The following is a 23,539-nucleotide window of genomic DNA, read 5'->3' on the forward strand; positions in this document are numbered from 1 at the left end:
CATGAACCCACAACCAGCCCCAAACCACAACGCAGTTAAACACCGCCGCTCCACACCCCTGTTGACAACCTTAACCGCCGTCGCGTGTTGGGGGTAACCCAACGGAACCCCCCCACGCCAAGCGCCGTTCTGCACATCGCGGAACGCCTCCCGACCAGATGCCCGGCCGGGGCTCCGCAGAGGGCGTTTCGACCCGTGGCCGCCGCAGTGACCTTTCCCGGGCGCCGGGGTTGTCCGGGCATGATCCCCAAGAGGACGGCTGCGACCATCTTGCTCACCACAGCCGCCTCGGGAGCGGGACTTGCTGCTGCCGCGCCCGCCGGCGCGGGGGGAGTCGGCGACTTCCTTTCCCCTGCCTTCGGCACCAACTGCTCCAACGTGCACAACGTGCGCATGCGGCGGGCGGCACCACCCACGGCACCGGATCGGCCGGCGGCAACCTCCTCGGACTCCCCATCGGCAGCCCCCTCAACCAGTGCGGCGGCGCAGACCTCGACCCCGAAGCCGACCTCGACGCGATGGAGAGCATGTTCCCGTCGCCGCGAGCACGAACGGCGAAGCTCTCACCGGAACGGGTAAGCGCCTCCTGGCGGCAGCCGCCGCGGGACCGCCCGGTCCGGTCGATCGCCGCTTTCCGGCCGTCCGTACGGCCATCCACGCGTCCGGCAGCCGTACGAAGTCCCTTACCGCGGCGCCCGTTTCCGAACGGTCGGCATCGATCAGGTACCGGGCATCGGCGGCCTCGTTCCAGCGCAGAGCGTGCAGATCGTGCGGACGGGGGACACGTGGTCAGCGGTCCTGGGAGAGCCGGAGGAGTTCGGCGAAGGTTCCGCCGGCGTGGACCAGGTCGTCGTACCGGCCCTGCTCGGTGATCCGGCCGTGTTCCATGACGATGATGTGATCGGCGATCTTCGTGTTCTCCAGGCGGTGGGTGACCACGATGGTGATGCGGCCGGGAGCGATGGCCTTGATCCGCTCGAAGATCTGGTGCTCGCCACGCGGATCCATCTGGGAAGTCGGCTCGTCCAGGATCAACAGCCCGGGGCGCCGGTACAGAGCCCGGGAGCAGGCGATGCGCTGCCACTGGCCGCCGGACAGCTCCGAGCCGCCGAAGACGTCGCGGGACAGCAGGGTGTCCAGACCCGCCGGGAGGTCGTCGACCGCTTCGCGCAGGCCGACCGCGTCGATCGCCTCCCAGACCGGGGCGTCGTCATGGCTGCGGGGCTGGCCGAGGGTGACGTTCTCGCGGACCGGCATCGGCCACTGGGCGAAGATCTGCGGCACCAGACCGGTCTGCGCCCACACGGCGGCCGGATCCACCTCGGCCAGATCGGCGCCGTCCCAGGTGACCTTGCCCTTGTCCGCCAGGTAGATCCCGGTGAGCAGGCGGGTGAGCGTGGACTTCCCCGAACCGTTCGCACCGACGATCGCCAGGATCCGACCGCGCTCCAAGGTGAGGGAGACGCCGTCGACGGCGGGCTTGTCCTTGCCCGGGTACTGGTAGACGACCTCCTCTAGCCGGATCTGCTGCACCTGGCCGGCGGGCCGGCTCGGGCCGCGCTGGGGCGTGCGGGCGGCCGCGTCGTCGAGGAACGCCTGCATGTCGCTCAGGTAGAGGCTGGTGTGGAAGACGGCGGCGCCGTTGATGACGACCTGGGAGAGCGCGGCGAGCGTGGTCTGCACGGCGATGACGGCCGTGGCCGCGACCGCCAGCTCGATCCGGCCCGAGACCGCCAGCCACGCCAAGGCTCCCCAGGTCGCCACGAGGAAGACGCCGCCGGCCAACGCGGAGAGCACCGCGATCCGCAGAGTGCGGGGCGCGGCGGCCAGGGTGCGCCGGTCACACCGCTCGGACAGGGCCCGGTACCAGTAGACCAGGTAGTCCGTCATCGAGTTGGCGCGGACCTCGTCGCCGTACTTCGACGTGGTCGCCCACCAGCGCATCATCCCGCGCACGTTGAGGTCCGCCACGTTGGCGTAGTGGATCTCGTAGTCCACCCGGGCGGTCAGGACCGCCCCCACACCGGCCGGCAGCACCGCGAGCAGGAGCAGCGGCAGCATGAGCGGGTTCAGCACCGACAGCACCCCGCCGGCGGTGATCATCCGGATCAGCGCGGACAGGAACCGCTGGGCGTCGGTGACCATCACCTGGGTGCGGATCACTCCCATCTCGGCCGCCTCGTGCCGGTCGGAGAACCCCTCCTCCGCGTAGGCGGACGCCTCCACCCGGCACACCGCCTCGACCAGGGCGCTGTCCGTCTGCGTGGTCAGCCGGGGGCTGATCCGCCGCTCCGCGTACGCGGCCACCGCCGCCGCGCCGCGGCCGAGCGAGGCGGCGAGCGCGACCACCGCCAGTGCCGGGGCGGCCCCGTGCAGCCGGTCGCCGGCGGAGCCGTCGCCCAGGACGGGCCCCATGGCACGAGCCGTGGCGGCCAGCAGCACCGCGGCCGAGACACCCGTGACCACCTGGCAGCCCAGCAGCAGTTGTACGGCGCGCCGGTCGGTCTCCCACGACAGCCGGGCGATCCGGCCCAGGACGGCCGGGATCTGCGCGCACATCCGCCGGAAGGAGACCTCGGCGAGTGGATTGACGGAGTACTGCCCGCTGTAGGTGATCTCCGCCGGCGGTGGCGGAGGGGGCGCGGGGTCCTGCTGTTCGTTCGATGAGGCAGAGGTCGGCATGGGTTCCCCCTGACGGTCGTCCGGCGTGCTTGTGAGGCTCAACGACCCGGCCGGGCTATCGAACACATGTGTTTCGGCCGGTCCTGGATTCCCACGGGGGAGCGGGTGGCGACGCATGGAGGATGCATGGACCCGGCTCGCGCACCAGGTCTGCGCATCGGCACGGTTGGCCGAATCGCCGACGGTGGTGCTTGCGGGGCGGGGATGGGCGGTGGTGTCTACGAGGCCGGAGTGGGCGGTGCTCTTGCGAGGCTCGCGTGGGCGCGTCCGCGTAGAACCCTTCCGGGTGAGGCGGCAGCTACTTGCCGGGCGAGTCCTTGGCCGTGAGCGCGGTGGCGGTGTCGATGATCGTCTGTTCGGTGGGGCGGGGCTGCCAGCCGAGCGTGCGTGCCTTGCTGCTGTCGACGAGCCTCTTGCGGCCGAGTTCGGAGCGCACCATCGCCATCTGCGGGTTCACTCGGGCCAGCAGTTTGACGATGAGGTCGGGCATGGTGCGCGTGGGTACCCTGGCGGCTTCGTCCGGGAGCTTGTCGCGCAGGATGCGGGCGATGTCCCGGTACCACAGGAAGCTGCCCGAGGCGAGGAAACGCTGCCCCGCGGCGGCGGGACTCGTCATGGCGAGAAGGTGCAGTTCGGCGACGTCGCGGACGTCGACGACGTTCCAGCCGATGTTCGGGACAGCGGGGATTTCGCGGGCGAGCAGGCGGCGGATGACGTCGGTCGTCCCTGCCCCGTTCCGCGTGCCCAGCGGGGGGCCTTGCATGAACGTCGGCAGGACGGCGGACAGTTCGAGTCCGGCCGCTCCGGCGAGTTCCCATGCGTCGCGCTCGGCGAGGATCTTCGAGTCCGGGTACGAGCGCTGCGGGGTGCCGGACGGTTCGGCGTATGTCGCTTCGGTCGCGGGCATGCCCGAGTCGCCTCCACCGGCCGTGGTGCCGGAAGAGGTGAGCACGGCACGCTTCACCCCGGCGCGGGCGGCGGCGCCCAGGACACGGCGGGTGCCCTCTCGGGCGGTTCTGACGAGGTCCACGCCTGAGCCGAAGGGCATCGGCGACGCGGTGTGCATCACGTAATCGGCGCCCTCGCAGGCCCTGTCCCACCCGTCGTCGCTGAGGAGGTCGGCGACGGCGAACCGGATACCCATGGCCGCCTCCTGGCCCGCGCGACCACTGACGGCTTCACGCACCTGCTCCGCCTGGCCGAGGCTGCGCACGGTGGTGCGCACCCGGTAGCCGCGCTCGAGTAAGCCCGCGATCACCCAGCCTGCCAGGTAGCCCGTTCCGCCCGTGACGAGCACCGTCTCACCGTTGTCACCGAGAGTCATGTACCCCTCCAACTTCATTGAGATTCTCATTGATATAGGGAACGTACCATGGATCCATGACTGCCGACCGTGATGCGATGACATCGACGACTCACCGCGCGGATGCCGAGCGGAAAGCCGAGATCGTCCGTGTTCTCGTGGAAGTGGGGCACTCCGCGGACGCCGTCGTGGCCCAGGTGCTCGGGGAGTTCCAGGTGCCGGCCTCCGTCGCCGGCACACTGTGGGCGCTCGCGCCGGGAACTGAGCCGCCCACCCTGCGGGACGTGGCGGCCCGCCTCCGCTGTGACCCCTCGACGGTCAGTCTCGCCGCAGACAAACTGCAGAGCGTGGGACTCATCGCTCGCCGGCCTCACCCCTCCGACGGCCGCAAGCGAACCCTGGTCCTGACGGAACGCGGGCACGACCTATGGGAGGTGCTCAGGGCGCGACTTCATGCCTCCGGCCTCTTCGCCGGTCTCGACGCGGAGGAGCAGCGCACCCTGCTCACGCTGCTCACGAAAATGCGGCAGCGGCACTAGTACTCCAGTTGCAGTTCGCTACCCCACTCAAGGCCTCCTGATCAACACCCCTTCCGCGAACTTCCGCGGAGCGGCACTAGAGGTACGGCGGGACTCCGCCAGGACCGTCCAGGCCGCCCTCGTCCTTCGCCGCGCGTCAGCGCTGGTTGGCGTTGAAGCGCGCTTTCTTCTGGCGATTGCCGCAGGTGTTCATGTCGCACCATTTCCGGGTGTGGCTCTGACTGGTGTCGAGGAAGACGGCTCGGCAGGTCGGTGAGGCGCACAAGGCCAATCTCCCGTCCCGCTCGCCTGCGATGACGCTGATCGCGTCGGCGGCGATCACGCTGAGGGCATCTTCCACAGGGGAAGCCGAGCCGAGCCGCCATCGCCGCTCACCCTCGGGTGTCAGGACGGCCGCGGCCCGGCCCTGCGCGCTGCGGTCGTTGATGACTCGGACGGCAGACGCGGGGAGAGCGTCCTGGGTCGCGGCCGCTGTCGCAGCGGCGTGGATCGACTCCCTCAGTTCCCGCGCGAGGTCGAGCTGGGCAGTGGTGCAGGAGTCCACGGCGAGGCCGTGCAGTGCCAGCCAGTCGACGAGTCGCTGCGGCGTGGGGATGCGCTCGACAGGGGTGCCAAGACGCTCGGACAGAGTCCCCGTGAAGCTGGTCGTCAGCACATTGCCGAGGCGGAAGTCGGGGAACGCAGCACGCATGGAACCAGCTTAGCCGGTTGCAGCGCGGCGCGCGGAGCTGTTAGAACCGTCTTAGACGGTTCCGCGATGGCCAGGAGGTCTCATGCCCCGTCCCACCAGCGACGTGCACACATTCGAAGCCCGCGCGACTGACGCCGACCTGGACGAGCTGCGCGCGCGGCTGGCCGCGGCGCGACTGCCGGAGGCCGAGACGGTCCACCGCGCCGAGCCCGGCCCGCACCGATGGGAACAGGGCGTTCCGCTCGCCGACCTCGTCGATGTCGTGAACTACTGGCGCACCGGGTACGACTGGCGGTCGTTCGAAGAACGCCTCAATGAGATCGGGCAGTTCCGTACGACCATCGATGATCTGGGAATCCATTTCCTGCACCGCCGATCCGCGCGCGCAGATGCCACTCCGCTGATCCTGACCCACGGCTGGCCGGGCAGCATTGCCGAGTTCACCGACGTAGTGGACGTGCTGGCGGATCCGGAGGACGAAGACGCGCCGGCGTTCCACGTCGTGATTCCCTCGCTGCCAGGCTTTGGTTACGGCGACAAGCCCGCCGCCACCGGGTGGGGAGTCGAAAAGATCGCGGCCGCGTGGGTGGAACTGATGGGAAGGCTCGGCTACGGCGAGTTCGCCGCCCACGGCGGCGACTGGGGAGGCAATATCACCACGGTTCTCGGCGGCAGGTTCCCGGAGCACGTGCTCGGCATCCACACCACGTTGGCGGAGGCACCGCCCGGGCTGACGACGGACGGGCTGACGGCGGTCGAGCGCAAGTGGGTGGAGGAAACCCGCGATTTTCAAAGCCGTCGCGCGGCGTACGCGAAGCAGCAGGCGACCCGACCGCAGACCGTCGGCTACTCGCTCGTCGACTCACCCGTCGGGCTTCTGGCCTGGATCCTCGACAAGTTCGCCGAATGGTCGGACACCGAGGACAGCCCGTTCGAGACGATATCCAAGGACCGCGTCCTTGACGACGTCACCCTGTACTGGCTGACGCGGACCGGCGCGTCGTCGGCCCGCATCTACTGCGAAAGTCACAACTCGCTCGATCCCGACCTCCGGGTCGACGTCCCGTCGGCCATCACCGTGTACCCCCGCGACATCGAGAAGTGTCCGCGCCCCTGGGCACAGGAGCGGTACCGGCAGATCGTCCGATGGAGGGCACCCGAATTCGGGGGCCACTTCCCGTCGCTGGAGGTGCCCGAGTATTTCGTCCAAGATCTGCGAGAGGGCCTCGCGGCAGTGCTGGCCGCGCATCGCTGAACCTGGCTGTTCCCGGTGAAGCAGTGCAGGGCCTCGCCGCCCCGTACGCCGGTACGCCGGTGCCACCGCGTCCGGTTCACCTCCGCCGCCGTCACCTCCGCCGTCGTCACGGCTGTCGCGGCGGCCGGCGATCACTCTCGACGGCCTCGGCGATCTGCTGGGCGGTCTGGGCGGGGGTGAGGTGTGTGGTGTCGACGACCTCGGCCTCGGCGTGCAGCCATGTGCGGGCCGCCTCGGCATAGGGCTCAAGGTAGCGGAGACGGAACGGGGAGTCGGGGCCGAGTACGGTGTCGCCCGCGATACGCGCGCGGAGGGTGTCCTGGTCGGCATGGAGGACGAAGTGCCGGACCGGAATGCCGTGCTGGGCAAGGCCCGAGCTGATCTCGCGCCAGTACTGCTCGACCAGAACGGTCATGGGCATCACCAGGGTTCCGCCGGTGTAGTCGAGGACGCGGCGGGCGGTCTCCACCACGAGCGGCCGCCAGGGCGGCCAGTGCTGGAAGTTGTCCGTCGCGGGCAGTCCCGGCTCGATGTCCATGAGCGTCTCGCCGACTTTCTCGGCGTCGAACACCCGTGAGTCCGGAATCAGCTGCTGGACGAGCGCACTGGTCGTCGTCTTGCCCGCGCCGTGCGTGCCGTTGAGCCATACGATCATGGACACGACGCTAGCGTCGTGCGGGCCGCAGGGACGGGCAGAGCAGAAAGTCCGGTGCGGTCGATCGCCTTGGCTAGTTGCTTGGTGTGGTCTTCGGGCAGTGGCTTGAGGGGGCCGTAGTAGAGCTGGTGGTCAGCTTTGCGGGGGCCAGTGGATGGCGTTGTCTGTCTCCCGGGTCCAGGCGGCGCGTAGTTCGGGGGCAGGTGTGATGTGCGGGGCCGGCGTCGAGGGCTTGTTCCAAGTCGCGGGCAGTGTCGGCGACGTCGACGCCGGCACACGGTGTGGCAGCCGTGGAGCGTCTGCAAGTTCCGTGTCAGCCGCCCAGTTTGACCGTGCGGTGTACGTCGGCGGCGTAGGCCTCGGGCTGTTCCCAGGCTGCGAAGTGGCCGCCGGCGGGGTGTTCCACGTAGTCGCGAACGTTCAGGAAGGCCTCTGCGTAGCTGCGCGGCTCCGGTTTCAGGTCGCGCGGGAACACGGAGAGCACGGTCGGCGTGCCGATCCGGTCGGGAAGGGTGACCCGTTCGGCATAGGTGGCGAACGAGGTGCCGATCGTGCCGGTGACCCAGTAGGCGGTGACCCAGGTGAGAAGCTCGTCCGGTGTGAAGGCCGACTCGTCGGACCAGGACTGCAGTTTTTCGACGATCCATGCCAGGAGGCCGGCTGGTGAGTCGCCGAGGGCGACGGCGAGCGTGTTCGGTCGCGTCGACTGCTCCGCGATGTACCCTCCCTCGGTGCGGAACCACTGCGCCGACCGGCGGAGGTAGGCCGCCGCGTCGGGCGCCAGTTTCGCCGGGTCCGCCGTGAGCGCGCGCAGCGGGGCGATGTTCGTGAGGTGCAGGGCGGCCACCCGGTCCGGGTGGTCGGCCGCGAGGATCTCCGCGACGGTGCCGCCCACGTCGCCGCCGGACACCGTGTACCGCCAGTAGCCGAGCTGATCGAGAGCGTCCGCGACGATCCCCGCGATCTTGTCGACCGACATACCGGGAACGGTGAGCGGGGCCGCGAACGGGAAGCCCGGCAGCGCGGGAACCACCACGTGCAGGTCCGCGAGCAGAGGCAGGACGCGCTCGAACCGCAGCACCGAGTCCGGCCAGCCGTGCAGCAGTACGACGACCGGGGCGTCGGGATCCGCGGACCGCTGGTGGATCACGCGCAGCTCGGTGTCGCCGGCCTGCACCGTTACCCAGGGGAACGCGTTGATGCGGCGCTCGTGCACGCCCCAGTCATACCCGTTCGCCCAGCGTGCGAGCAGTTCGTCGAGGTCGGTGCCGCTGATGCCGCGCGTCTCGTCGTCACTCCACGGGGTCGTGACGCGCCGCGTCCGCTGGAGTCGTTCCCGCATCTCATCGTTCATGTGTATGAGCGTACACATGATGTGTATGCTCATACACATGACTTCGCGCAATGCGGCCGCCACCAGGCAGCGGATCCTGGAGCACGCTCGCCGCCAGTTCGCCCGGCACGGGTACACGGCGACCACGGTGAAAGGCGTAGCCGACGCGGCCGGCGTGTCGCCCAACCTCGTCACGCGCTATTTCGGCGGCAAGGACGGCCTTTTCCTGGCGGCGACCCGGGTCGAGATCCCGGTCTCGAACTCCTTCGACGGCGACCGTTCCGCGCTGGGTTCGCGCCTCGCGGCGAGCATCGTCCAGCGCTGGTTCGGTGCACCAGGGGAGGATCCCCTGCTCGTGCTGCAACGCGCGTCCGGCGAACGCCCGGAGGCGGCGGAGGCACTGGCCGCCTTCCTGGACACCAACTCGCTGGAACCGCTGTACCGTTACCTGCGCGACAGCGGCCTGGACGACGCGGACGCCCGCAGCCGCGCCGCAGCGATCGACGCCTTCGTACTCGGCGTCTCGACCCGCCGCCGGGTCCTGCGGTCCGAACTCGGCGATCCCGCTGCTCTCCAGGCTTGGCTGAGCGCCACCATCCAGCTTCTCGCCGACGGATGACGCACGATGGCGAGGCGCCCGGGCGGTGGGTTGGCCCAAGCGTCGTTGCCGTCCACTCGCGCCGGCGTGCCGCTTTCGCCGGCGTAGTCGACAGGGCGGCGGGTGGCGGGGTGTCCGGGTGCGGCAGGCGGACGCCGCCGAGCGGTGGCTGAACCACTGCCGGGTCTGCCGGGCCTGCTGGTCCGTGAAAGCGGTCAGGGCGCCGTGACGAGCACCGAGCAGACCTTCGTCGCCAGCTCCGCGAACTCGCCTGTCGGCCAACGGCGTCGAGGGGGTGGTCGGGGCGGAAATCCCGGCCCCGGCCCACCTCCTCGACGCGAGACTCAACCGGCCAGCGCAGCGGTGACCGGCGCCGGGTCAGCCGTGTACCGCTCGGGCCACGAGGAGGACGTTCAGGACACTGATCGCGGCACACGCCAGGGTGGCGAGTGCGGTGGTCGCCGCGTGGTTGGCCATGGAGCCCATCAGGGACCGGCGGGCGGTGAACCACAGCAGGGGGCCGAGCGCGCAGGGGATGCCGCAGGACAGCACGATCTGGCTGAGCAGGAGTGCCTGGGTGGGGGGAATCCCGGTGGCGAGGACGGCCAGCGGCGGTGTCATGGTCAGCAGCCGGCGGGTGAGCAGGGGAATCCGCCGATGGAGGAAGCCGCGCATGATGACCTGCCCGGCGAAGGTGCCCACGCCGGCCGAGGCCAGTCCCGAGGCGAGCAGGGCGAGGGCAAAGGCGAGGGCCGCGCCGGGCCCGAGTGCGAGTCGCAGCCCGTCGTGGAAGTCGTCCAGGCTCTTACCGCCCTGCCCGGGGGAGCGCAGTGCCGTCGCGGCGAGGGCGAGCATGCCGGCGTTGACCAGTCCGGCCAGGCCGAGGGTGAGGGGCAGGGAGATCCGCTGTCCGCGCAGCACCCGCCGCTTCTCCTCCGGCGGGGTGGTGGCCGGCATTTTGCCCAGGGAGGAGTGCAGGTAGATCACATGGGGCATGACGGTCGCGCCGACGATGCCGGTGGCCAGTGTCAGGCTTTCGTTCCCGGCCAGGGCGGGCCGCAGCCCGGACAGCGTGCCGTGCCAGGAACCGGCGCGCACGAACTGGTAGGCGAAGCCGGCGACGAGGACCAGCAGCAGGAGCGCGGTGACGGTCTCGAAGCGGCGCCGCCCCTCGGGGGCCAGGACGAGCAAGGCCAGCGACAGTGCCGCCACGAGGAGCGCGGCGGGCAGGAGCGGCAGGCCGAACAGCAGGTGGAGGGCTACCGCTCCGCCGACGAATTCGGTCAGGTCGGTGGCCATGGCGACGAGTTCGGCCTGGCCCCACAGCGCGTAGGTGACCGGGCGCGGGGCGTGCTCCCGGCACAGTTCGGGCAGATCTCTGCCGGTGGCGATGCCTACTTTGCAGGCCAGGTACTGCACGCCCGTCGCGACGGCGTTGGACAGCACGATCACCCACAGCAGCAGGGGTCCGTAGCGGCTGCCGGCGGTCATGTTGGTGGCGAAGTTCCCCGGGTCGAGGTAGGCGACGGACACCACCAGGGCCGGGCCGAGCACGGCGAGCCCGTGGCGGCCCCGCAGCGGCCCGCGCCCGGCCCGTGGCCCGGCGGCGACGACGGTCTCGGGGGCCGCGGAAGGCGGACCGGCCCCGGTTAGCGGGTGCTCTTCCCCGGTGGTCTGCTGACCGGCGGCCGGGTGGCCGGTGGTCTGGTAACCAGTGGCCGGGTGCCCGTCGGCCGGGTGGCCGGGAGCCGTGGTGGGAGCCGTGGTGGGAGGCCTGAGGGCGGCTGCGGGGACGCGCCGGCAGGAGCGTGGGTCGAGCATCATGCCCGGCTCCGGTCGCCGACGGGTTCCCCGGCCGCACGGTCGGCGCCGTGCGGCCGGCGAAGCGCGCCCGCCCGCGGCCGGGACACGGCGGCCCGGCAGGCGGCGGCGGTGAACAGCGCCGCCACGATCAGCCACTGCGGCCAGGTTCCCAGGGCCAGGGCGGTCACGGCGGCGGCGCAGTACAGGCCGTGCAGGAGGAGACGTGCCGGGGCCGGACGGGACTGGTGCCGTGCCGCGGCGGAAGAGGGGACTGCCATGCTCGCTCCCCGGGTTGCGTGACGAAGTGCGGACCTGGAGTAGGGGTGGAGAAGACCGGAGCGGGGTGATGAGGGGCAGGGGGCCGGGTCGGGCCGGCGTGCGCCCGGCTCGCGGGCCGTGGCCTGGCGGCGCGGCGGGACGGGGCCGGGGCCCACCGTGAGTGGTGGGCCCCGGGCCGGGAGGTCAGTCGTCCGGGGTGATCGCGTCCTTGATCTTGCCCTTGATCCCGGTCTCGGTTCCCAGGACCGGTCCCTTGGGCTTGCCCTGGCTGCCGTCATAGGTGGCGAACAGCTTCGGGTCGGGCGGGGGCGCCATGCCGAGGTCGCCCAGCGGCTGCGGTGTCTCCAGCACGGTCAGCTCGTGCTCGCCGTCCGGTGCCAGACCGGAGGCCCACAGTCCGGCCCCCGACTCGGTGCCGTCGGACAGGTGCCACAGGGTCTGCGCGTGCTCGCGGTACTCCTCTTCCTCCAGCCCGCCGGGCACGACGTAGTTCTCCAGGCCGTCCTCGCGGAGCTGCTCGATCGCGGCGAGCCACTGGTTCTGGTGGACGGTGTCCCGGGCCAGGTTGAACCGCAGCATGTTCTTCACGCCCGGGTCGTCGGTCATGTTGTACAGCCGTGCGGTCTGCAGGCGGCTCTGCGCCTCGGCGGCGACGTTGGCGTAGAAGTCGGCCATCAGATTGCCGCTGGCGATGGCGTAGCGGCCGTTCCACGGGTAGCCGTTGCTGTCCGCGGGCAGGGCCGCGCCGCCGGCGATGATCGCCTGCTGCGGGTCCATGCCGCCCAGGACCGCGCCCACGGCCGGGTCGCTGGTGGCCATCTTGGTGGTGGCGGTCGCGGGCGCGCCCTCCAGCAGCCGGGCGATCATGGTGGCCAGCATCTCCACATGGCCGATCTCCTCGGTGGCGACGTCCATGATCAGGTCCTTGTACTTGCCCTTGATCCTGGCGTTCCAGCCCTGGAAGAGGTACTGCATCATCACCGACATCTCGCCGTAGGCGCCGCCGACCAGCTCTTGCAGCTTGTGGGCGTAGGCGGGGTCGGGCTTCTCCGGCTTGGCTTCGAACTGCAACCGCTGGGTATGGGTGAACATCGCTGCTCCTTGGGGGCGTATGGGGTGCGGCCGTGAACGGCGGGTCCTGCCGGCGCCGACGGCCGCGGGGGCCGATGACGGTGACGTTAGGCGCCCCCTGTCACCGCCTCGTCTCCGCCGGCGTACCCCCGGCGCCACCGGCCCCGGGAGCCACACGCGCTCCGGTCCGCGCCGGCCCGGGGGGGGCGACACGTCCCTGTCCGGGCAGCGAGACGCCCCCGCCGCCGACGGCGAGACGCCCCCGCCGATGGTGAGACGTGCCCGCGCCCCCGGAGCCATACGTGCCCATTCCTGCCGGCCCGGCCCGGTGCCCATGCGCGCAGGCGCCCCGGTGACGCGGCGGAGACGGCGGCGCGTGGGAATCCGCCGGGGACCGCGTGGCCGTTTGCCCCGGCGGCCCCCGGATACCCGGGCTCCGCGACAGTCCCAGGCGCTGCGACAGCCCTACGGGCACCGCCACCACGCGAACAGATGCGAGCAGACGGTTACGCGTATGAGTGCTGACAACGTCCCCCGCCGAACCGTCCAGGACAGCGCCTCCTTCCTCACGCTCCTGGGCGGCTTCCAGTTGCAGGTCGACCAGCGTGGCGTCTATCTCCCGCCCTCGGCCCAGCGGCTCCTCGCCTACCTCGCCCTGCACAACGGAGTGGTCTGCCGTGACCAGGCGGCCGAACTGCTCTGGCCCAACCTGCCGCGGGCGCGGGCCGGGGCGAGTCTGCGCTCGGCACTGTGGCGGATCTCCCGGCGCAGCAGCCCCCACCCGGTGGTGGACCTGGACACCACACGGCTCTCCCTGTGCAGCCGGGTCGGCGTCGACTTGCCGACCGCCTCCCGGTACGCCGTCGCGCTCGCCAACGGCTCCGGCGACGACCCGCCGGGCGAGGAGATCCCGGGCATACTCCGCGAAGAACTCCTGCCCAGCTGGTACGACGACTGGCTGGTGGACGCCCGGGAGCACTTCCACCAGCTGCGGCTGCACGCGCTGGAGGCCGCCAGCCGCCACCACCGCTCGCACGGACGGCTGTGCACGGCCCTGATGTACGCGATGACGGCGGCCGAGGCCGAACCCCTTCGGGAGAGCGCCCACCGCGAGATCACCGCCGTACACCTCGCGGAGGGCAACGCCACGGAGGCACTGCGGCACTTCACTTCCTACCGGCACCGTCTGCACCGGGAACTCGGCCTGCCCCCGTCCACGGAATACCGCCGCCTCATCTCTCCCTACCTGGGCCGTCAGCCGTCCGGCAGAGGATGACCACCGCTCCGCGCCACCCGCGCCCCTGGCGCGCGCCGGGGGCACGGGTGGCGCGGGACCGGCCGCCCGGGTCCGGGACGTAGCGGAGCCGGCTCGGGACCGGGGCCTCGGGCGGCCGGGCGTGGTCATCGGATCAGCTTGCACAGGACGGGGACGGCGGTGCCGGCGCTGGTGAGTCCGACAGCGACCGCGCCGGCCACCGGGACATCGGCGAGGAGGGCGAGTGTGCCCATGACGACGCCGATGACGAAGGCGACGAGCAGGACGACGGCCGTGTGCAGGGACAGGAACGGCTGGGAGTTCCGCGGTGTGGTCATGTGCCGACTGTGCGCTGCCCGAGGACCCGATCCGCGTGCACCGAACAACCCCGGAAAAGCTCGAACAACAGGTCACCGGCACCGGCCACCGGGCGTGTTCGGCGGGAGGGTCCTTCCCTTCCGGCACCGTTCGGGATTGTTCGGCGAAGTCCGCCGCGGAGTGCCCGAAGCGCCCTAACCTGTCCTGTCACAGGGCGACGCGGGGGGGGAAGGGGGGCGGGATGGCGGAGCAGCACGACCCACACGCCGGCGGCAGCACCTACGAGGAGCTGCTTCAGGAACAGGCCCGGGAGCTGAGGGCGCTGAAGGCGCGTGCGGGGAATCCGTCCATGAGGAAGGTCGCGCAGCGGGCCGCGGACCTGTTCGCCGACGAGAAGGCGGTCCTGGCGCCCTCCACCCAGAGCGCCTTGTTCCACGGCGGCCACTCCCGCCGCGACACTCTGCTGTGGCTCGTGCGCACGCTGCTGTCCTGGGACCGGGACGGCGAGCCGCCGGCCTATGGCGCGGCCGAACTCGACGCATGGGACGAACGCTGGACGGCCATCACCCAGGCCAAGCCGCGACGCCGGGCCCGCGGCGGGCTGAAGGCGTACCTCGCCGATGTCTGCCGCGCCGCACAGGCTCCGGAACCCTACGTCTCCCAGTCGGTGGTGAGCTGGGACGCCGGGCGTTCCGCCGAGCGTGCGACGGCCCGGCCGGCGAGCGCCGCCGTCTTCACGGCCGGGCCGCTCGTGGTGCTGCTCGGTGATCCAGGTGGCGGCAAGACCGCGCTGCTACGACGGCACCAGCTCGACGTGTGCCGACAGTGGGAGGCCGGAGTCCGGACTGCCGCGCTGCCGGTCTACGTCGCGGCCACCTCGCTCGCCGACGAGCCACTCGCGGCGCCGCTGCACGCCCGCCCGCCGGCACCCGGCTCCCACTGGCTGGTGCTGCTCGACGGTCTCGACGAGATCACCCACGCACCCACACGCCGGGAGACGCTGCGCGGCATGGTCCGCTGGGTCGCGCGACGCGGGAAGACCCACCGGCTCGTGGTCGCCACACGGCACCTGTCCGCGCAGGAGCTGAGCGATCTGAAGGATGCGGCACCCGTCTGCCTGGAGCTCTTGCGGTTCGAGACGGAGGATGTCCGGAAGCTGGCCGCGGCACGGCTCGACCCGGAGCGAGTCGACGTCCTCATGACGGCGATCGACGACGCGGGCCTCGCTGACCTGGTCAAGCTGCCCCTGATCGGCGCCGTCGTCTGCCGGTCGTACCGGGACCATCCCGACCGGCCGCTGGGCAGCACCCGGGGCGAGCTCTACGACGAGTTCCTCACCGGGCTGATGGCCCCCACACCGCGCACGGACACCCGGCCCGAGCATCACGCGGGCCAGCAGGGCGACGCCGGGGCACCGGCGGCGCTCAGCCCGGCGGTGCGGGAACACGTCGACGCTCTGAGCACGCTGCCGCCCGCCGACCTCCGTACGCTGCTTCAGGAGGTGTCCGCCCGTCGGCGGGAGAGCGACGCCGGCCGGCCGGTCATGGACATCCTGCTGGAGCAGCCCCTCGCCAGGCGACCGCCCGGCGTGCCGGTCGAGTGGTGGAAGGAGTGGCTCATCGCCTGCTTCCGGCGCAGCGGGGTGTTCCGGCAGCAGGGCGCGGAGCTGGAGTTCGAGCATCACACGTACGAGGAGTTCCTGGCCGCCTGCGCTGTCTGTGAGCCGCCCGGGCGTGGCCTGGCGGAGCTGCGCCGTGTCCTCGACGGCCACCGGCGCCGGCTCTGGCCGTGGCAGCCCGCTCCCGGTTACCGGCCGGGGGGCGGCTGGGGCCAGCGGATGTGGACGGCCGCGGCCGTCGACGGCGAGAACATGTCCTACCTCGGCTTCCTCATCGACCGGCTCACCGGTGCCGCCACCGCGGAGCTGGAGAAGCTGCCGTCATCCGCCGGCATCAGCGGCTCCACGTTCCTCGCCGCCCAGAAGCGGCTCGGAACCCACCTCCCGGCCGAGGTGGGGCACCAGGCGGTGGAGAAGCTCCGGCGGCACCTCAAGGCCGGTGCCCTGGCACGGTTCGGCGCCGCGGTCGACATCGACGGGGTGAACCAGCTCGACCCGAACTCCGTGCCGGTGGCCGAGGCCCTCGCCGCCCTGGCGATCGACGACTCCCGGGTCGACGCGGCCGGCGCGCTGCTCGCCTTCGCCGAGAGCCGGGCCGAGGGCCGGGCGGCGCTGCGCGCACTGGCCCGCTCGCCGCGACTGACCAGTGTGCAGGGCCGGGTGGCGGCGGCGACGGCGCTCGTCCACGACGGTGACGCAAGCGGCCCCGGCCTGATCGTGGACCTGGCGTCCGACCCGGGACTGGACGACGACACGCGGCTCGGCATCGTATGGCGGCTCACCGGGCTCCGCCGGCACCTCGCTCTCGACCTCCTGGACAGCTGGATCGACGCCCGTACCGGAGAGGATCTCTGGTTCAAGGCGGTGCTGATGGTGGTCAAGATCGACGAGGCGCACGGCGTCGCGAGGATGAAGGCCATCGCCGACGATCCCGCCTGCCCGGCCCGCAAGCGCCTCAACGCGGCCTATGTGGCCGCGCGACACCACGATCCCCGGGCTCCGGAGGACCTCGCGCGCTTCGCCCGCGACCCTGGTCTGGAGGAGGACCTGCGCGTGGCGGCGGTGCACCTCCTGGCCGAAATCGGCCACCCGTCGGCCATGGCGGTACGCGACGAGCTGACCCGGGACGCGCACCTCACCTCCCGGGCCCGGAAGTCCCTGCGCCGGCTTCCGTCGAGCGACGAGAGCATGGCCACCCGGCTCGGCGAGTAGAGAGGAGGGCCAGGAGCGGGTGCTCGCCACCCCTGAGGGGCCCGGACCACGGCGGCCCCGCCCGGCCAGGCGCGGATCAGTCGGCGGAGCGGCGCTGGCCGGTGAGGGTGTCGAACACCCAGGGGTGCGCTTCTGGCGGTTCACCGCAGACCTCGCAGACGCCGGGGCGCAGGAGCACCTCGAAGTAGTTGTGAGCGAAGCCGCCGGGGCCGTCGTAGTCGCGCTGCGCGGCTGTCAGGCAGTTCCGGCCGGACCGGCAGCGGCCGCAGCAGTCGTGTCCGAAGACGGTCGGGTTCACCTTCTTGCTGCATCCCTGGTGACTGCACACGCAGTAGCCGCCCGCGTGGTTGGTCCATCGGCGAGTGGGTGGCTCGGTGTCCTCTTCCTCGACCACGTCGGCCCCAGTGGCGCGAGGGCTGGACGAGGTGAGAAGACTTCCGGCCACCGCAGCGGCCACGCCGCCGATCACGATGACCCCCGCTTTGCCGACGGGCCCGAGGCGGTTCCATCTGTCGGCGAGGCGCTGACGCAAGGGCCTTTTCCCCTCGCTGCCTTCCTGCGGTGGGTCGGCAGGCTGAGGATCACTGCTCGGCGAGTGGGATGTCGCATCGTCCGGCGCTGCCATCTGACAGGTCGTCCTCTCTGCTGTGGAGACCCGAAGTCTAGCGAGTAGGTCGGTCCGGCTTGCCGGGCGCGTGCCCGAGCTGGACTAGGACCCATACGAGTGTGCAGGCCGGCACCACGGCACCGGCCGGCAGGAGCACGGCGGCGCCCAGACCCTGCAGAACCCGTCCGGCCACCAGCGTGGCCAGGCTGGTCGCCGCGGAGCCGACCGCCGCTGCCGGGCTCGACGGCCCAAGGGCGGCGGGTGCCCCTCCCCTCGGACCCGAACCCCGGAGCCGAGGACGTGCGGCGTCCCCGGGAGCGGCCACCGGAGGGCGGCGCCGTTCGGCGACGGGCGGTGAGGATTGAACACGGGCCAGGCGGAAACTACGGCGTTGTCCGACACACGCGCTTCACCTTGTCACTCGAGGCGCCCGCCGTCCGTCCACCTCACCGCACGTGGGGAGCATCCATGAAGACAGACACCCGTTCCGCCTCCCGCCTACGGGGCGATCCGCTCGTACGCGGCCTCGGCTGGGCCAGCGCCCTCCTGGGCGTGCCCCAGGTCGTCGCCCCGGCGGGCTTCGCCCGGACCCTGGGCGTGGGCGACGCCGCCCGGCACCGCTCGGCCACGGCCGCCGTCGGGGTGCGCGAGCTGGCGGCGGCGGCCGGGCTGCTGGGGCGGCCGCATCCCGCCTGGCTGTGGGGCCGCGTCGGTGGCGACCTCGTCGATCTGACGATGCTGGCCCGGGCCCTGAAGAACCACGACGGCCGCGGTCTCGGCCGTACCGTCGCCGCGACCGCCGCGGTCACCGCCATCACGGCCACGGACGTGTACGCGGCCGTGACCCGCACCCGTAGGAGCGCCCCCGTGGAACTGACCGCGACCACCACCGTCAACCGGCCCCCGGACGAGGTCTACCGTCTCTGGAGCGACCTGGAGCGCCTGCCGGACTTCATGGAGCACCTGGACGAGGTGCGCGTCACCGGCGCGAAGACCAGCCACTGGCGGGCGAGCGCGCCGTTCGGCGAGACGGTCGAATGGGACGCCGAGACCACGCAGGACATCCCCGGCCGGCTGATCGCCTGGCAGTCCGCGGACGGCGCCGACATCGGCAACTCGGGCGAGGTCCGCCTGGTGCCCGCTCCCGGCGACCGGGGCACGGAGATCCGGGTGACCCTGCGCTACGACCTGCCCGGCGGCGCGCTCGGCAAGGCCGCGGCGCGCTACTTCGGCGAGGAACCGCACCAGCAGCTCGACGACGACCTGCGCCGCTTCAAGCAGATCGCGGAGACCGGCGAGGTCGTCCGCTCCGAGGGCGCACCCGGCGGCAAGCGGGCCCGCGGGGAGTTCCCGCAGCACCCGGCCCGACCGCTGACCGAGGACGAACTCAAGGAGGCCCTGGCATGAAGGCGAACTGCTGGACGGGACGCAACTCGGTCGAGGTGCAGGACGTCCTCGAACCGTCGATCCTGAACAGCCGCGACGCCATCGTGAGGGTCACCTCGACGGCGATCTGCGGCTCCGACCTCCATCTGCTCGACGGCTATGTCCCCACCATGGAAAAGGGCGACATCATGGGCCACGAGTTCATGGGAGAGGTCGTCGAGGTCGGGCCCGGCATCAGCGCAGACAAACTGCGCGTCGGCGACCGGGTCGTCGTGCCCTTCCCGATCGCCTGCGGCGCCTGCGCGTCCTGCCGCGCGGAGCTGTACTCGTGCTGCGAGAACACCAACCCCAACGCCGGCATCTCGGAGAAGTTCTTCGGTCACCCCACCGGCGGCATCTACGGCTACTCCCACCTCACCGGCGGCTTCGCCGGCGGCCAGGCCGAGTACGCCCGGGTGGTGTTCGCCGACGTCAACGCCCTCAAGATCGAGTCGCACCTCACCGACGAGCAGGTGCTGTTCCTGTCCGACATCCTGCCCACCGGGTACATGGGCGCCGAGCTGTGCGACATCCAGAAGGGTGACGTCGTCGCCGTCTGGGGCGCCGGGCCGGTCGGGCAGTTCGCCATGGACAGCGCCCGGGTCCTGGGCGCGGAGAAGGTCATCGCGATCGACAAGGAGACCTACCGGCTCGACATGGCCGCCGCCCAGGGCTACACGACCGTCAACTTCGAGGACGTGGACGTACGGTCGGCGCTGCTGGAACTCGCCGGCGGCCGGGGCCCCGACAAGTGCATCGACGCGGTCGGGCTGGAGGCCACCCACGGCGCCTCCCACGTCCACCTCTACGACCGCGCCAAGCAGGCGGTCCGCTCCGAGACCGACCGGCCGCACGCCCTGCGCCAGGCCATCCTGTCCTGCCGGAGCGGCGGCGTGGTGTCGGTCATCGGCGTCTACGGCGGGCTGATCGACAAGTTCCCGGCGGGTGCCTGGATGAACAGGTCCCTGACCCTGCGCACCGGGCAGTGCCATGTGCAGAAGTACATGAAGCCGCTGCTGGGTCTGATCGAGCAGGGCAGCATCGACCCGACCAGGGTCATCACCCACCGGCTGCCCCTGACCGAGGCACCGACCGGCTACGACCTGTTCAAGAACAAGAAGGACCGCTGCGAGAAGGTCGTCCTCACACCGTGAGCGCCGCACCGGCGAACCGCGGCACCCTCCGCCCGCCAGCCCGGCCCACGCCCCCGCGTCCGACTGCTGCGCGACAGCAGGGACCGGGGGAGCCGGGCCGGCCCGGGGCGGCACCCGGGCGCCGTGTCACCGCCAGTTGTGCACCGTCAGCGGGCCGGTGGCGCCGAGGTAGCCGAGCAGGCCGACGCCCGGGTATTCGATGATGTCGTCGGGGAGTTCGTGCACCGTGAACCAGGTGAGCGCCAGACACTTCTCCGGTTCCTTGTTGACGGGCTCCCCCTCCCAGGTGCGCGCTTCGAAGAAGAAACCGATCCGCTCCATCTCCTCGTCCTCGCGATGGTGGACGACCTGGACGAGCCGGAGATCGGCCGGGTCGACGGTGATCCCGGTCTCCTCGAACAGCTCGCGGGCGGCGCCGGCGGGCAAGGGTTCGCCTCGGTCGAGTTTCCCGGACGGCATGTGCCAGCGGCCGTGGCCGTACGGGCCGCCCCGCTGGGAGAGCAGGATCTTGTCGCCGTCGCGGACGATGACGTGGGTGTCGATGACGGGTGTTGCCGGTTGTCCGCTCATGTTCCTTGGGGGGTCGCAGGTGCGGGGGAGGGCACCGAGGCTAGCGGCAGAACCGGGATGGCGCGGGCGATCCGCCACGCTACGTCCGATGGGGTGGCGGCACCGTTGTCGACGACCAGCACGTTGACGCCGGCGCTCGTCAGCTGGGCCGCGGCCTCCCGGTACAGCTCGACCTCGCGGCCGGGCGCCGCCGGGTCCGCCCGGAAGCGGTGGGTGACGCCTGCCGAGGCGATACGCCGTGTGATCTCAGCCGGGGAAGCGGTGAGGATGACCGCCAGGTCGGGCATGCGCACATGCCGGTTGACGTCGAGCAGGAACTCCAGCGGGACGCCGTCGAGGCGCTGCAGGACGAGCGTGGACGGCAGATAGCGGTCGCTGACGACGAGCCGGCCGGCGCGCACCGCGGGCTCGATCACCGTCTCGACGTGCTCGTAGCGGGTGGCGGCGACGAGGCAGGCCAGCGCCAGGCCGTGGATCTCGTCGGCGTGGGAACGGGTGAAGGCGCCTAGGGCGGTGGTGGTCGGCTCGGCCGTCCGCACGGCAGGGCGGCCCTGTCCGGCCAGGAGGCCGTGCAGGGTGTCGACGGTGGCGGACTTGCCGACCCCGCTGGGTCCGTCGACCGTGACGAAGAAGCCCCCGCGCTGCCCGGTCACGCGGCGGTCCCCAGACCGGCCTGGTCGCGTTCGTGCTGCTCCCGGGTGAGCATGGCGAGCGTGGCACGGAGCTGCTCCAGGGGGACTTCACCGAACGGGATGCCGACACTGAAGTTGAACTCGTCGCGCTGCCGCATCGACTCGTCGGCGCCGTCCCGCGTGAGGTCGACGTCCGCGTAGGCGAGCAGGTCGTCCGGGGCGTACCCGTGCTCCTCGGTGAGGGTCTTCCACACCGGTGTTCCGGGGTACGGGCGGAACTCGAAGACGCTCGCGCGGATGCCGCCCGGGCTGCGGTCGGCGAGGTCCCACAGCTTCCGGATGTGCCGCACGGTGGCGTCCAGGTCCGCGCGGGTCTCGCCGGGGTAGCCCAGGATGAAGTAGCCCTTGACGCCGATGCCGCGCCGGAGGAGGCGGCGGGTGACGTCCTCGGTCATCGCGGCGGTGATCCGCTTGTCCATGACCTGGAGCATGCGATCGCTGCCGGACTCGATCCCGAGGGCCACCTCCCGCAGGCCGTTGGCCGCGAGGACGTCCAGGTCCCGGTCTTCCAGGCGGTCGAGGACGTTGATGCGGCCGGTGGCGTCCCACACGTACTTCTCGCCGATGCCGTGGCCGGCGAACGCCCGCATGTGCCGGTGGATCACGTCCCGGACGCCGAGGAAGAGGTCGTCCACGAACCGGAAGGCACTTACGCCGTACTCGTCGTGCAGTGCTTCCAGTTCGCCGATGACGTTCTCGGGGCTGCGCACGCGGATCCGCACGTCCGGGTTGGCGCTCCAGGCGGCCCCGCAGAAGCCGCAGTTGTACGGGCAGCCGCGGCTGCCGACGATGTTCGCCTCCAGGTGCCCGCCGACGGCGGCGGCGAGCCGCTGCGAGTCGCGGCGGGCCGCGATGCGCCGGTCGGCCGGTGTGGGAGCGGCGCGGTAGGGGTCCTGGGGGAGGAAGGCGCGGTCGACGTACGGCAGCGAGTCGATGTCGGGGCCGAGCATCCGGGCCCTGGTCCGGGCCTCGGCCACGCCCATGCCGGTGGTGCCGAGGAGGGGGTCCCGCCAGAACACCTCGGGCAGTTCTCGCCGGCGCTGCTCGTCCTCCAGCAGAGCCGTGACACGTGACTCGCCCTCACCGATGACCAGCGCGCGCAGGTTGCGCATCCGGGGGTCGGCGAGGACACGGGCGGGCAGGGCCCTGGCGTGGTGGCCGCCGGCCATCAGGGCGATTCCCGGGTCGAGTTGGGCGGCGATGCGGGCGGACATCTCGTAGGTGGGGGCGAGCAGGTTCATCCCGGCCCAGCGCGGCCGGGCCGCGTTCACGATCGCCGCCGTCTCGGCCGGGCCCAGGCCGTGCGCCTCGGCATCCAGGACACCGACGTTGAAGCCGGCCTGCCGGGCGTACGTGGCGATGTAGGCCATGCCGAGGACGGGGAGGGTGTAGTCGTTGGTGCGTGGCCGCACGGTGTAGTCACGCAGCGGCGCGTTGACGAACAGGGCGTCGAGCGTATGCGTGGCGTCGGCGCCCGCGATCAGCGGTAACGGCTGCATGGAACCTCCGGCTCATCGGGCGTGCGACCCCCAGGTGAGGGTCGTGAGGGTGAGGGTGTGCAGGGCGGTGCGGTCGGTGCCGGCCCAGCCGGTCCACAGCGGGCCGAAGCTCCTGTCCGTCCTGTCCGGCCAGGGGTGGGAGGGGGCGATCTGCGCGGCCCAGGTGCGGACCGCGAGGTCGTCGTGCGGGTAGACGCTGAAGTCGCCGGTGTAGTCGGCGGCGGCCGCGCGGGCGGTCCAGGGCCCGATCCGGGGGACGGCCGTCAGTGCCACGACAAGGTCGGCGGGGGCCGCCTGTTCCCACCACTCGTGCCGGCGCTCGTAGTGTTCGGCCGCGGCCCGCAGCGCGGTGCGGTGGAACTTCGCGCCGACGGCGGCGAAGCTCTCGTCGGCCAGCGACAGCACCTCGGCGGGGGACGGGGCCACCGCCAGCTCGCCGAAGGGGCCGTCGACGACGGTGCCGTACCGGGCGCACCAGGTGCGGTAGAGCCTGCGGGCCTGCTCGGCGCGCACGACCTGGCGCAGGATCGCCGTGGTGATCGCGTCCCACAGCCACGGGTTGGCCAGCCGCTGCGTGACGCCGAGCCGGACGAGCCCCGCGCGCAGGGCCTGCGGTGTGGCCTGCGGGAGGTGCGCGGGATCGGTGTTCAGGACGGCGGGCTTCACGTCCTCCGCGCCTTCCACGCAGTCGATACGGAGTCCTTGGTGATCGCGGACCAGGACCCAGACGCCGGAGGCCGTACGGACGGCACGCGCGCGTGTCCCGTCGTCGTGGCCGTGCCAGGCGGGGTGATCGGTCGTCAGGACACCGCTCATGAAACGCTCCAGGGGTGGTTCGGGTCGCGCGCCATAGCCTCTCGCACCCACCCGGGCGGCACGTCCCGGTTGTGGAAAGCCGGGGGACCACCCCGTGAGATCCGCTGGATTGTGAGGATGCGGTGGTGACCGAATGGCGACCTGTCGCCGCGTTCCCGGTCTCT

At 71.6% G+C, this 23,539-nt stretch carries 21 protein-coding genes; 7 read left to right on the forward strand and 14 right to left on the reverse strand.

All coding sequences use genetic code 11. The annotated features are described in order from the left end of the window. Positions 1 to 789: 789 nt before the first annotated feature. Positions 790 to 2,682 carry an ATP-binding cassette domain-containing protein gene (locus ACZ4SV_RS35000; protein WP_468010605.1) on the reverse strand — a complete coding sequence of 631 codons (1,893 nt, stop codon included), beginning with the start codon at positions 2,680 to 2,682 and terminating at the stop codon, positions 790 to 792. A gap of 298 nt (positions 2,683 to 2,980) precedes the next feature. Next, positions 2,981 to 4,006, reverse strand: coding sequence for an NAD-dependent epimerase/dehydratase family protein (locus ACZ4SV_RS35005; RefSeq protein ID WP_468010608.1), 1,026 nt, complete (start codon positions 4,004 to 4,006; stop codon positions 2,981 to 2,983). Between the two features lie 77 nt (positions 4,007 to 4,083). On the opposite strand from ACZ4SV_RS35005, the gene ACZ4SV_RS35010 reads away from it, so the two are divergent. Then, positions 4,084 to 4,524: a MarR family winged helix-turn-helix transcriptional regulator gene (locus tag ACZ4SV_RS35010; RefSeq protein WP_468010612.1), complete on the forward strand. Its 441-nt coding sequence runs from the start codon at positions 4,084 to 4,086 to the stop codon at positions 4,522 to 4,524. Positions 4,525 to 4,660: 136 nt separating this feature from the next. Here the strand turns inward: ACZ4SV_RS35010 and ACZ4SV_RS35015 are convergent, their stop codons facing one another. Beyond that, on the reverse strand, positions 4,661 to 5,215 hold the full coding sequence (locus tag ACZ4SV_RS35015; RefSeq protein WP_468010615.1) for a CGNR zinc finger domain-containing protein: 555 nt from the start codon (positions 5,213 to 5,215) through the stop codon (positions 4,661 to 4,663). Positions 5,216 to 5,297: 82 nt separating this feature from the next. Between ACZ4SV_RS35015 and ACZ4SV_RS35020 the strand changes: the two genes are divergently transcribed. Beyond that, positions 5,298 to 6,470 carry an epoxide hydrolase family protein gene (locus tag ACZ4SV_RS35020; RefSeq protein WP_468010618.1) on the forward strand — a complete coding sequence of 391 codons (1,173 nt, stop codon included), beginning with the start codon at positions 5,298 to 5,300 and terminating at the stop codon, positions 6,468 to 6,470. Between the two features lie 106 nt (positions 6,471 to 6,576). Here ACZ4SV_RS35020 and ACZ4SV_RS35025 read toward each other — a convergent pair whose 3' ends face one another. Together ACZ4SV_RS35025 and ACZ4SV_RS35030 are read right to left on the reverse strand one after the other, a co-directional pair. Further along, positions 6,577 to 7,125 carry an AAA family ATPase gene (locus ACZ4SV_RS35025; RefSeq protein ID WP_468010622.1) on the reverse strand — a complete coding sequence of 183 codons (549 nt, stop codon included), beginning with the start codon at positions 7,123 to 7,125 and terminating at the stop codon, positions 6,577 to 6,579. 313 nt (positions 7,126 to 7,438) lie between these two features. Beyond that, positions 7,439 to 8,479 (reverse strand): epoxide hydrolase family protein, encoded by a 1,041-nt coding sequence (locus ACZ4SV_RS35030; protein ID WP_468010625.1) that lies wholly within the window; start codon positions 8,477 to 8,479, stop codon positions 7,439 to 7,441. 37 nt (positions 8,480 to 8,516) lie between these two features. Between ACZ4SV_RS35030 and ACZ4SV_RS35035 the strand changes: the two genes are divergently transcribed. Continuing rightward, the gene (locus ACZ4SV_RS35035; RefSeq protein ID WP_468010627.1) at positions 8,517 to 9,077 is read left to right on the forward strand and encodes a TetR/AcrR family transcriptional regulator; all 561 of its coding nucleotides are present in this window, start codon (positions 8,517 to 8,519) and stop codon (positions 9,075 to 9,077) included. A gap of 357 nt (positions 9,078 to 9,434) precedes the next feature. Here the strand turns inward: ACZ4SV_RS35035 and ACZ4SV_RS35040 are convergent, their stop codons facing one another. The 3 genes from ACZ4SV_RS35040 to ACZ4SV_RS35050 form a co-directional block, all read right to left on the reverse strand. Continuing rightward, positions 9,435 to 10,880 carry an Nramp family divalent metal transporter gene (locus tag ACZ4SV_RS35040; RefSeq protein WP_468010630.1) on the reverse strand — a complete coding sequence of 482 codons (1,446 nt, stop codon included), beginning with the start codon at positions 10,878 to 10,880 and terminating at the stop codon, positions 9,435 to 9,437. Then, a complete protein-coding gene (locus ACZ4SV_RS35045; RefSeq protein ID WP_468010634.1) occupies positions 10,877 to 11,137 on the reverse strand; it encodes a hypothetical protein in 261 nt (86 codons plus the stop codon). The genes ACZ4SV_RS35040 and ACZ4SV_RS35045 overlap by 4 nt, the downstream gene beginning before the upstream one ends. Before the next feature lie 184 nt (positions 11,138 to 11,321). Then, the gene (locus tag ACZ4SV_RS35050; protein ID WP_365884205.1) at positions 11,322 to 12,230 is read right to left on the reverse strand and encodes a manganese catalase; all 909 of its coding nucleotides are present in this window, start codon (positions 12,228 to 12,230) and stop codon (positions 11,322 to 11,324) included. A 493-nt stretch (positions 12,231 to 12,723) separates the two neighbouring features. Here ACZ4SV_RS35050 and ACZ4SV_RS35055 point away from each other — a divergent pair, with 493 nt between their 5' ends. Beyond that, positions 12,724 to 13,485, forward strand: coding sequence for an AfsR/SARP family transcriptional regulator (locus ACZ4SV_RS35055; RefSeq protein ID WP_468010640.1), 762 nt, complete (start codon positions 12,724 to 12,726; stop codon positions 13,483 to 13,485). A 125-nt stretch (positions 13,486 to 13,610) separates the two neighbouring features. Here ACZ4SV_RS35055 and ACZ4SV_RS35060 read toward each other — a convergent pair whose 3' ends face one another. After that, positions 13,611 to 13,802: a hypothetical protein gene (locus tag ACZ4SV_RS35060; protein WP_468010644.1), complete on the reverse strand. Its 192-nt coding sequence runs from the start codon at positions 13,800 to 13,802 to the stop codon at positions 13,611 to 13,613. A gap of 221 nt (positions 13,803 to 14,023) precedes the next feature. On the opposite strand from ACZ4SV_RS35060, the gene ACZ4SV_RS35065 reads away from it, so the two are divergent. Then, the gene (locus tag ACZ4SV_RS35065; RefSeq protein WP_468010647.1) at positions 14,024 to 16,612 is read left to right on the forward strand and encodes an NACHT domain-containing protein; all 2,589 of its coding nucleotides are present in this window, start codon (positions 14,024 to 14,026) and stop codon (positions 16,610 to 16,612) included. A gap of 76 nt (positions 16,613 to 16,688) precedes the next feature. Here the strand turns inward: ACZ4SV_RS35065 and ACZ4SV_RS35070 are convergent, their stop codons facing one another. Then, positions 16,689 to 17,006 carry a hypothetical protein gene (locus ACZ4SV_RS35070; protein ID WP_468010650.1) on the reverse strand — a complete coding sequence of 106 codons (318 nt, stop codon included), beginning with the start codon at positions 17,004 to 17,006 and terminating at the stop codon, positions 16,689 to 16,691. Positions 17,007 to 17,687: 681 nt separating this feature from the next. Between ACZ4SV_RS35070 and ACZ4SV_RS35075 the strand changes: the two genes are divergently transcribed. Next, positions 17,688 to 18,626: an SRPBCC family protein gene (locus ACZ4SV_RS35075; protein ID WP_468010654.1), complete on the forward strand. Its 939-nt coding sequence runs from the start codon at positions 17,688 to 17,690 to the stop codon at positions 18,624 to 18,626. Further along, on the forward strand, positions 18,623 to 19,798 hold the full coding sequence (locus ACZ4SV_RS35080) for a zinc-dependent alcohol dehydrogenase (RefSeq protein WP_468010658.1): 1,176 nt from the start codon (positions 18,623 to 18,625) through the stop codon (positions 19,796 to 19,798). The genes ACZ4SV_RS35075 and ACZ4SV_RS35080 overlap by 4 nt, the downstream gene beginning before the upstream one ends. Before the next feature lie 126 nt (positions 19,799 to 19,924). Here the strand turns inward: ACZ4SV_RS35080 and ACZ4SV_RS35085 are convergent, their stop codons facing one another. Genes ACZ4SV_RS35085 through ACZ4SV_RS35100 form a run of 4 tightly spaced genes read right to left on the reverse strand, consistent with a single transcriptional unit; the run spans position 19,925 to position 23,375 of the window. Beyond that, a complete protein-coding gene (locus ACZ4SV_RS35085; RefSeq protein ID WP_468010661.1) occupies positions 19,925 to 20,368 on the reverse strand; it encodes an NUDIX hydrolase in 444 nt (147 codons plus the stop codon). Further along, on the reverse strand, positions 20,365 to 21,021 hold the full coding sequence (locus ACZ4SV_RS35090) for a dTMP kinase (protein ID WP_468010665.1): 657 nt from the start codon (positions 21,019 to 21,021) through the stop codon (positions 20,365 to 20,367). The genes ACZ4SV_RS35085 and ACZ4SV_RS35090 overlap by 4 nt, the downstream gene beginning before the upstream one ends. Beyond that, complete coding sequence (locus ACZ4SV_RS35095) at positions 21,018 to 22,559, reverse strand: B12-binding domain-containing radical SAM protein (RefSeq protein WP_468010669.1); 1,542 nt, start codon at positions 22,557 to 22,559, stop codon at positions 21,018 to 21,020. The genes ACZ4SV_RS35090 and ACZ4SV_RS35095 overlap by 4 nt, the downstream gene beginning before the upstream one ends. 12 nt (positions 22,560 to 22,571) lie before the next feature. Continuing rightward, positions 22,572 to 23,375, reverse strand: a complete 804-nt coding sequence (locus tag ACZ4SV_RS35100) for a DNA glycosylase family protein (protein ID WP_468010672.1) — start codon at positions 23,373 to 23,375, stop codon at positions 22,572 to 22,574. Between the last annotated feature and the right edge of the window lie 164 nt (positions 23,376 to 23,539).

The sequence above is a fragment of the Streptomyces sp. NPDC027672 genome (assembly GCF_055566335.1).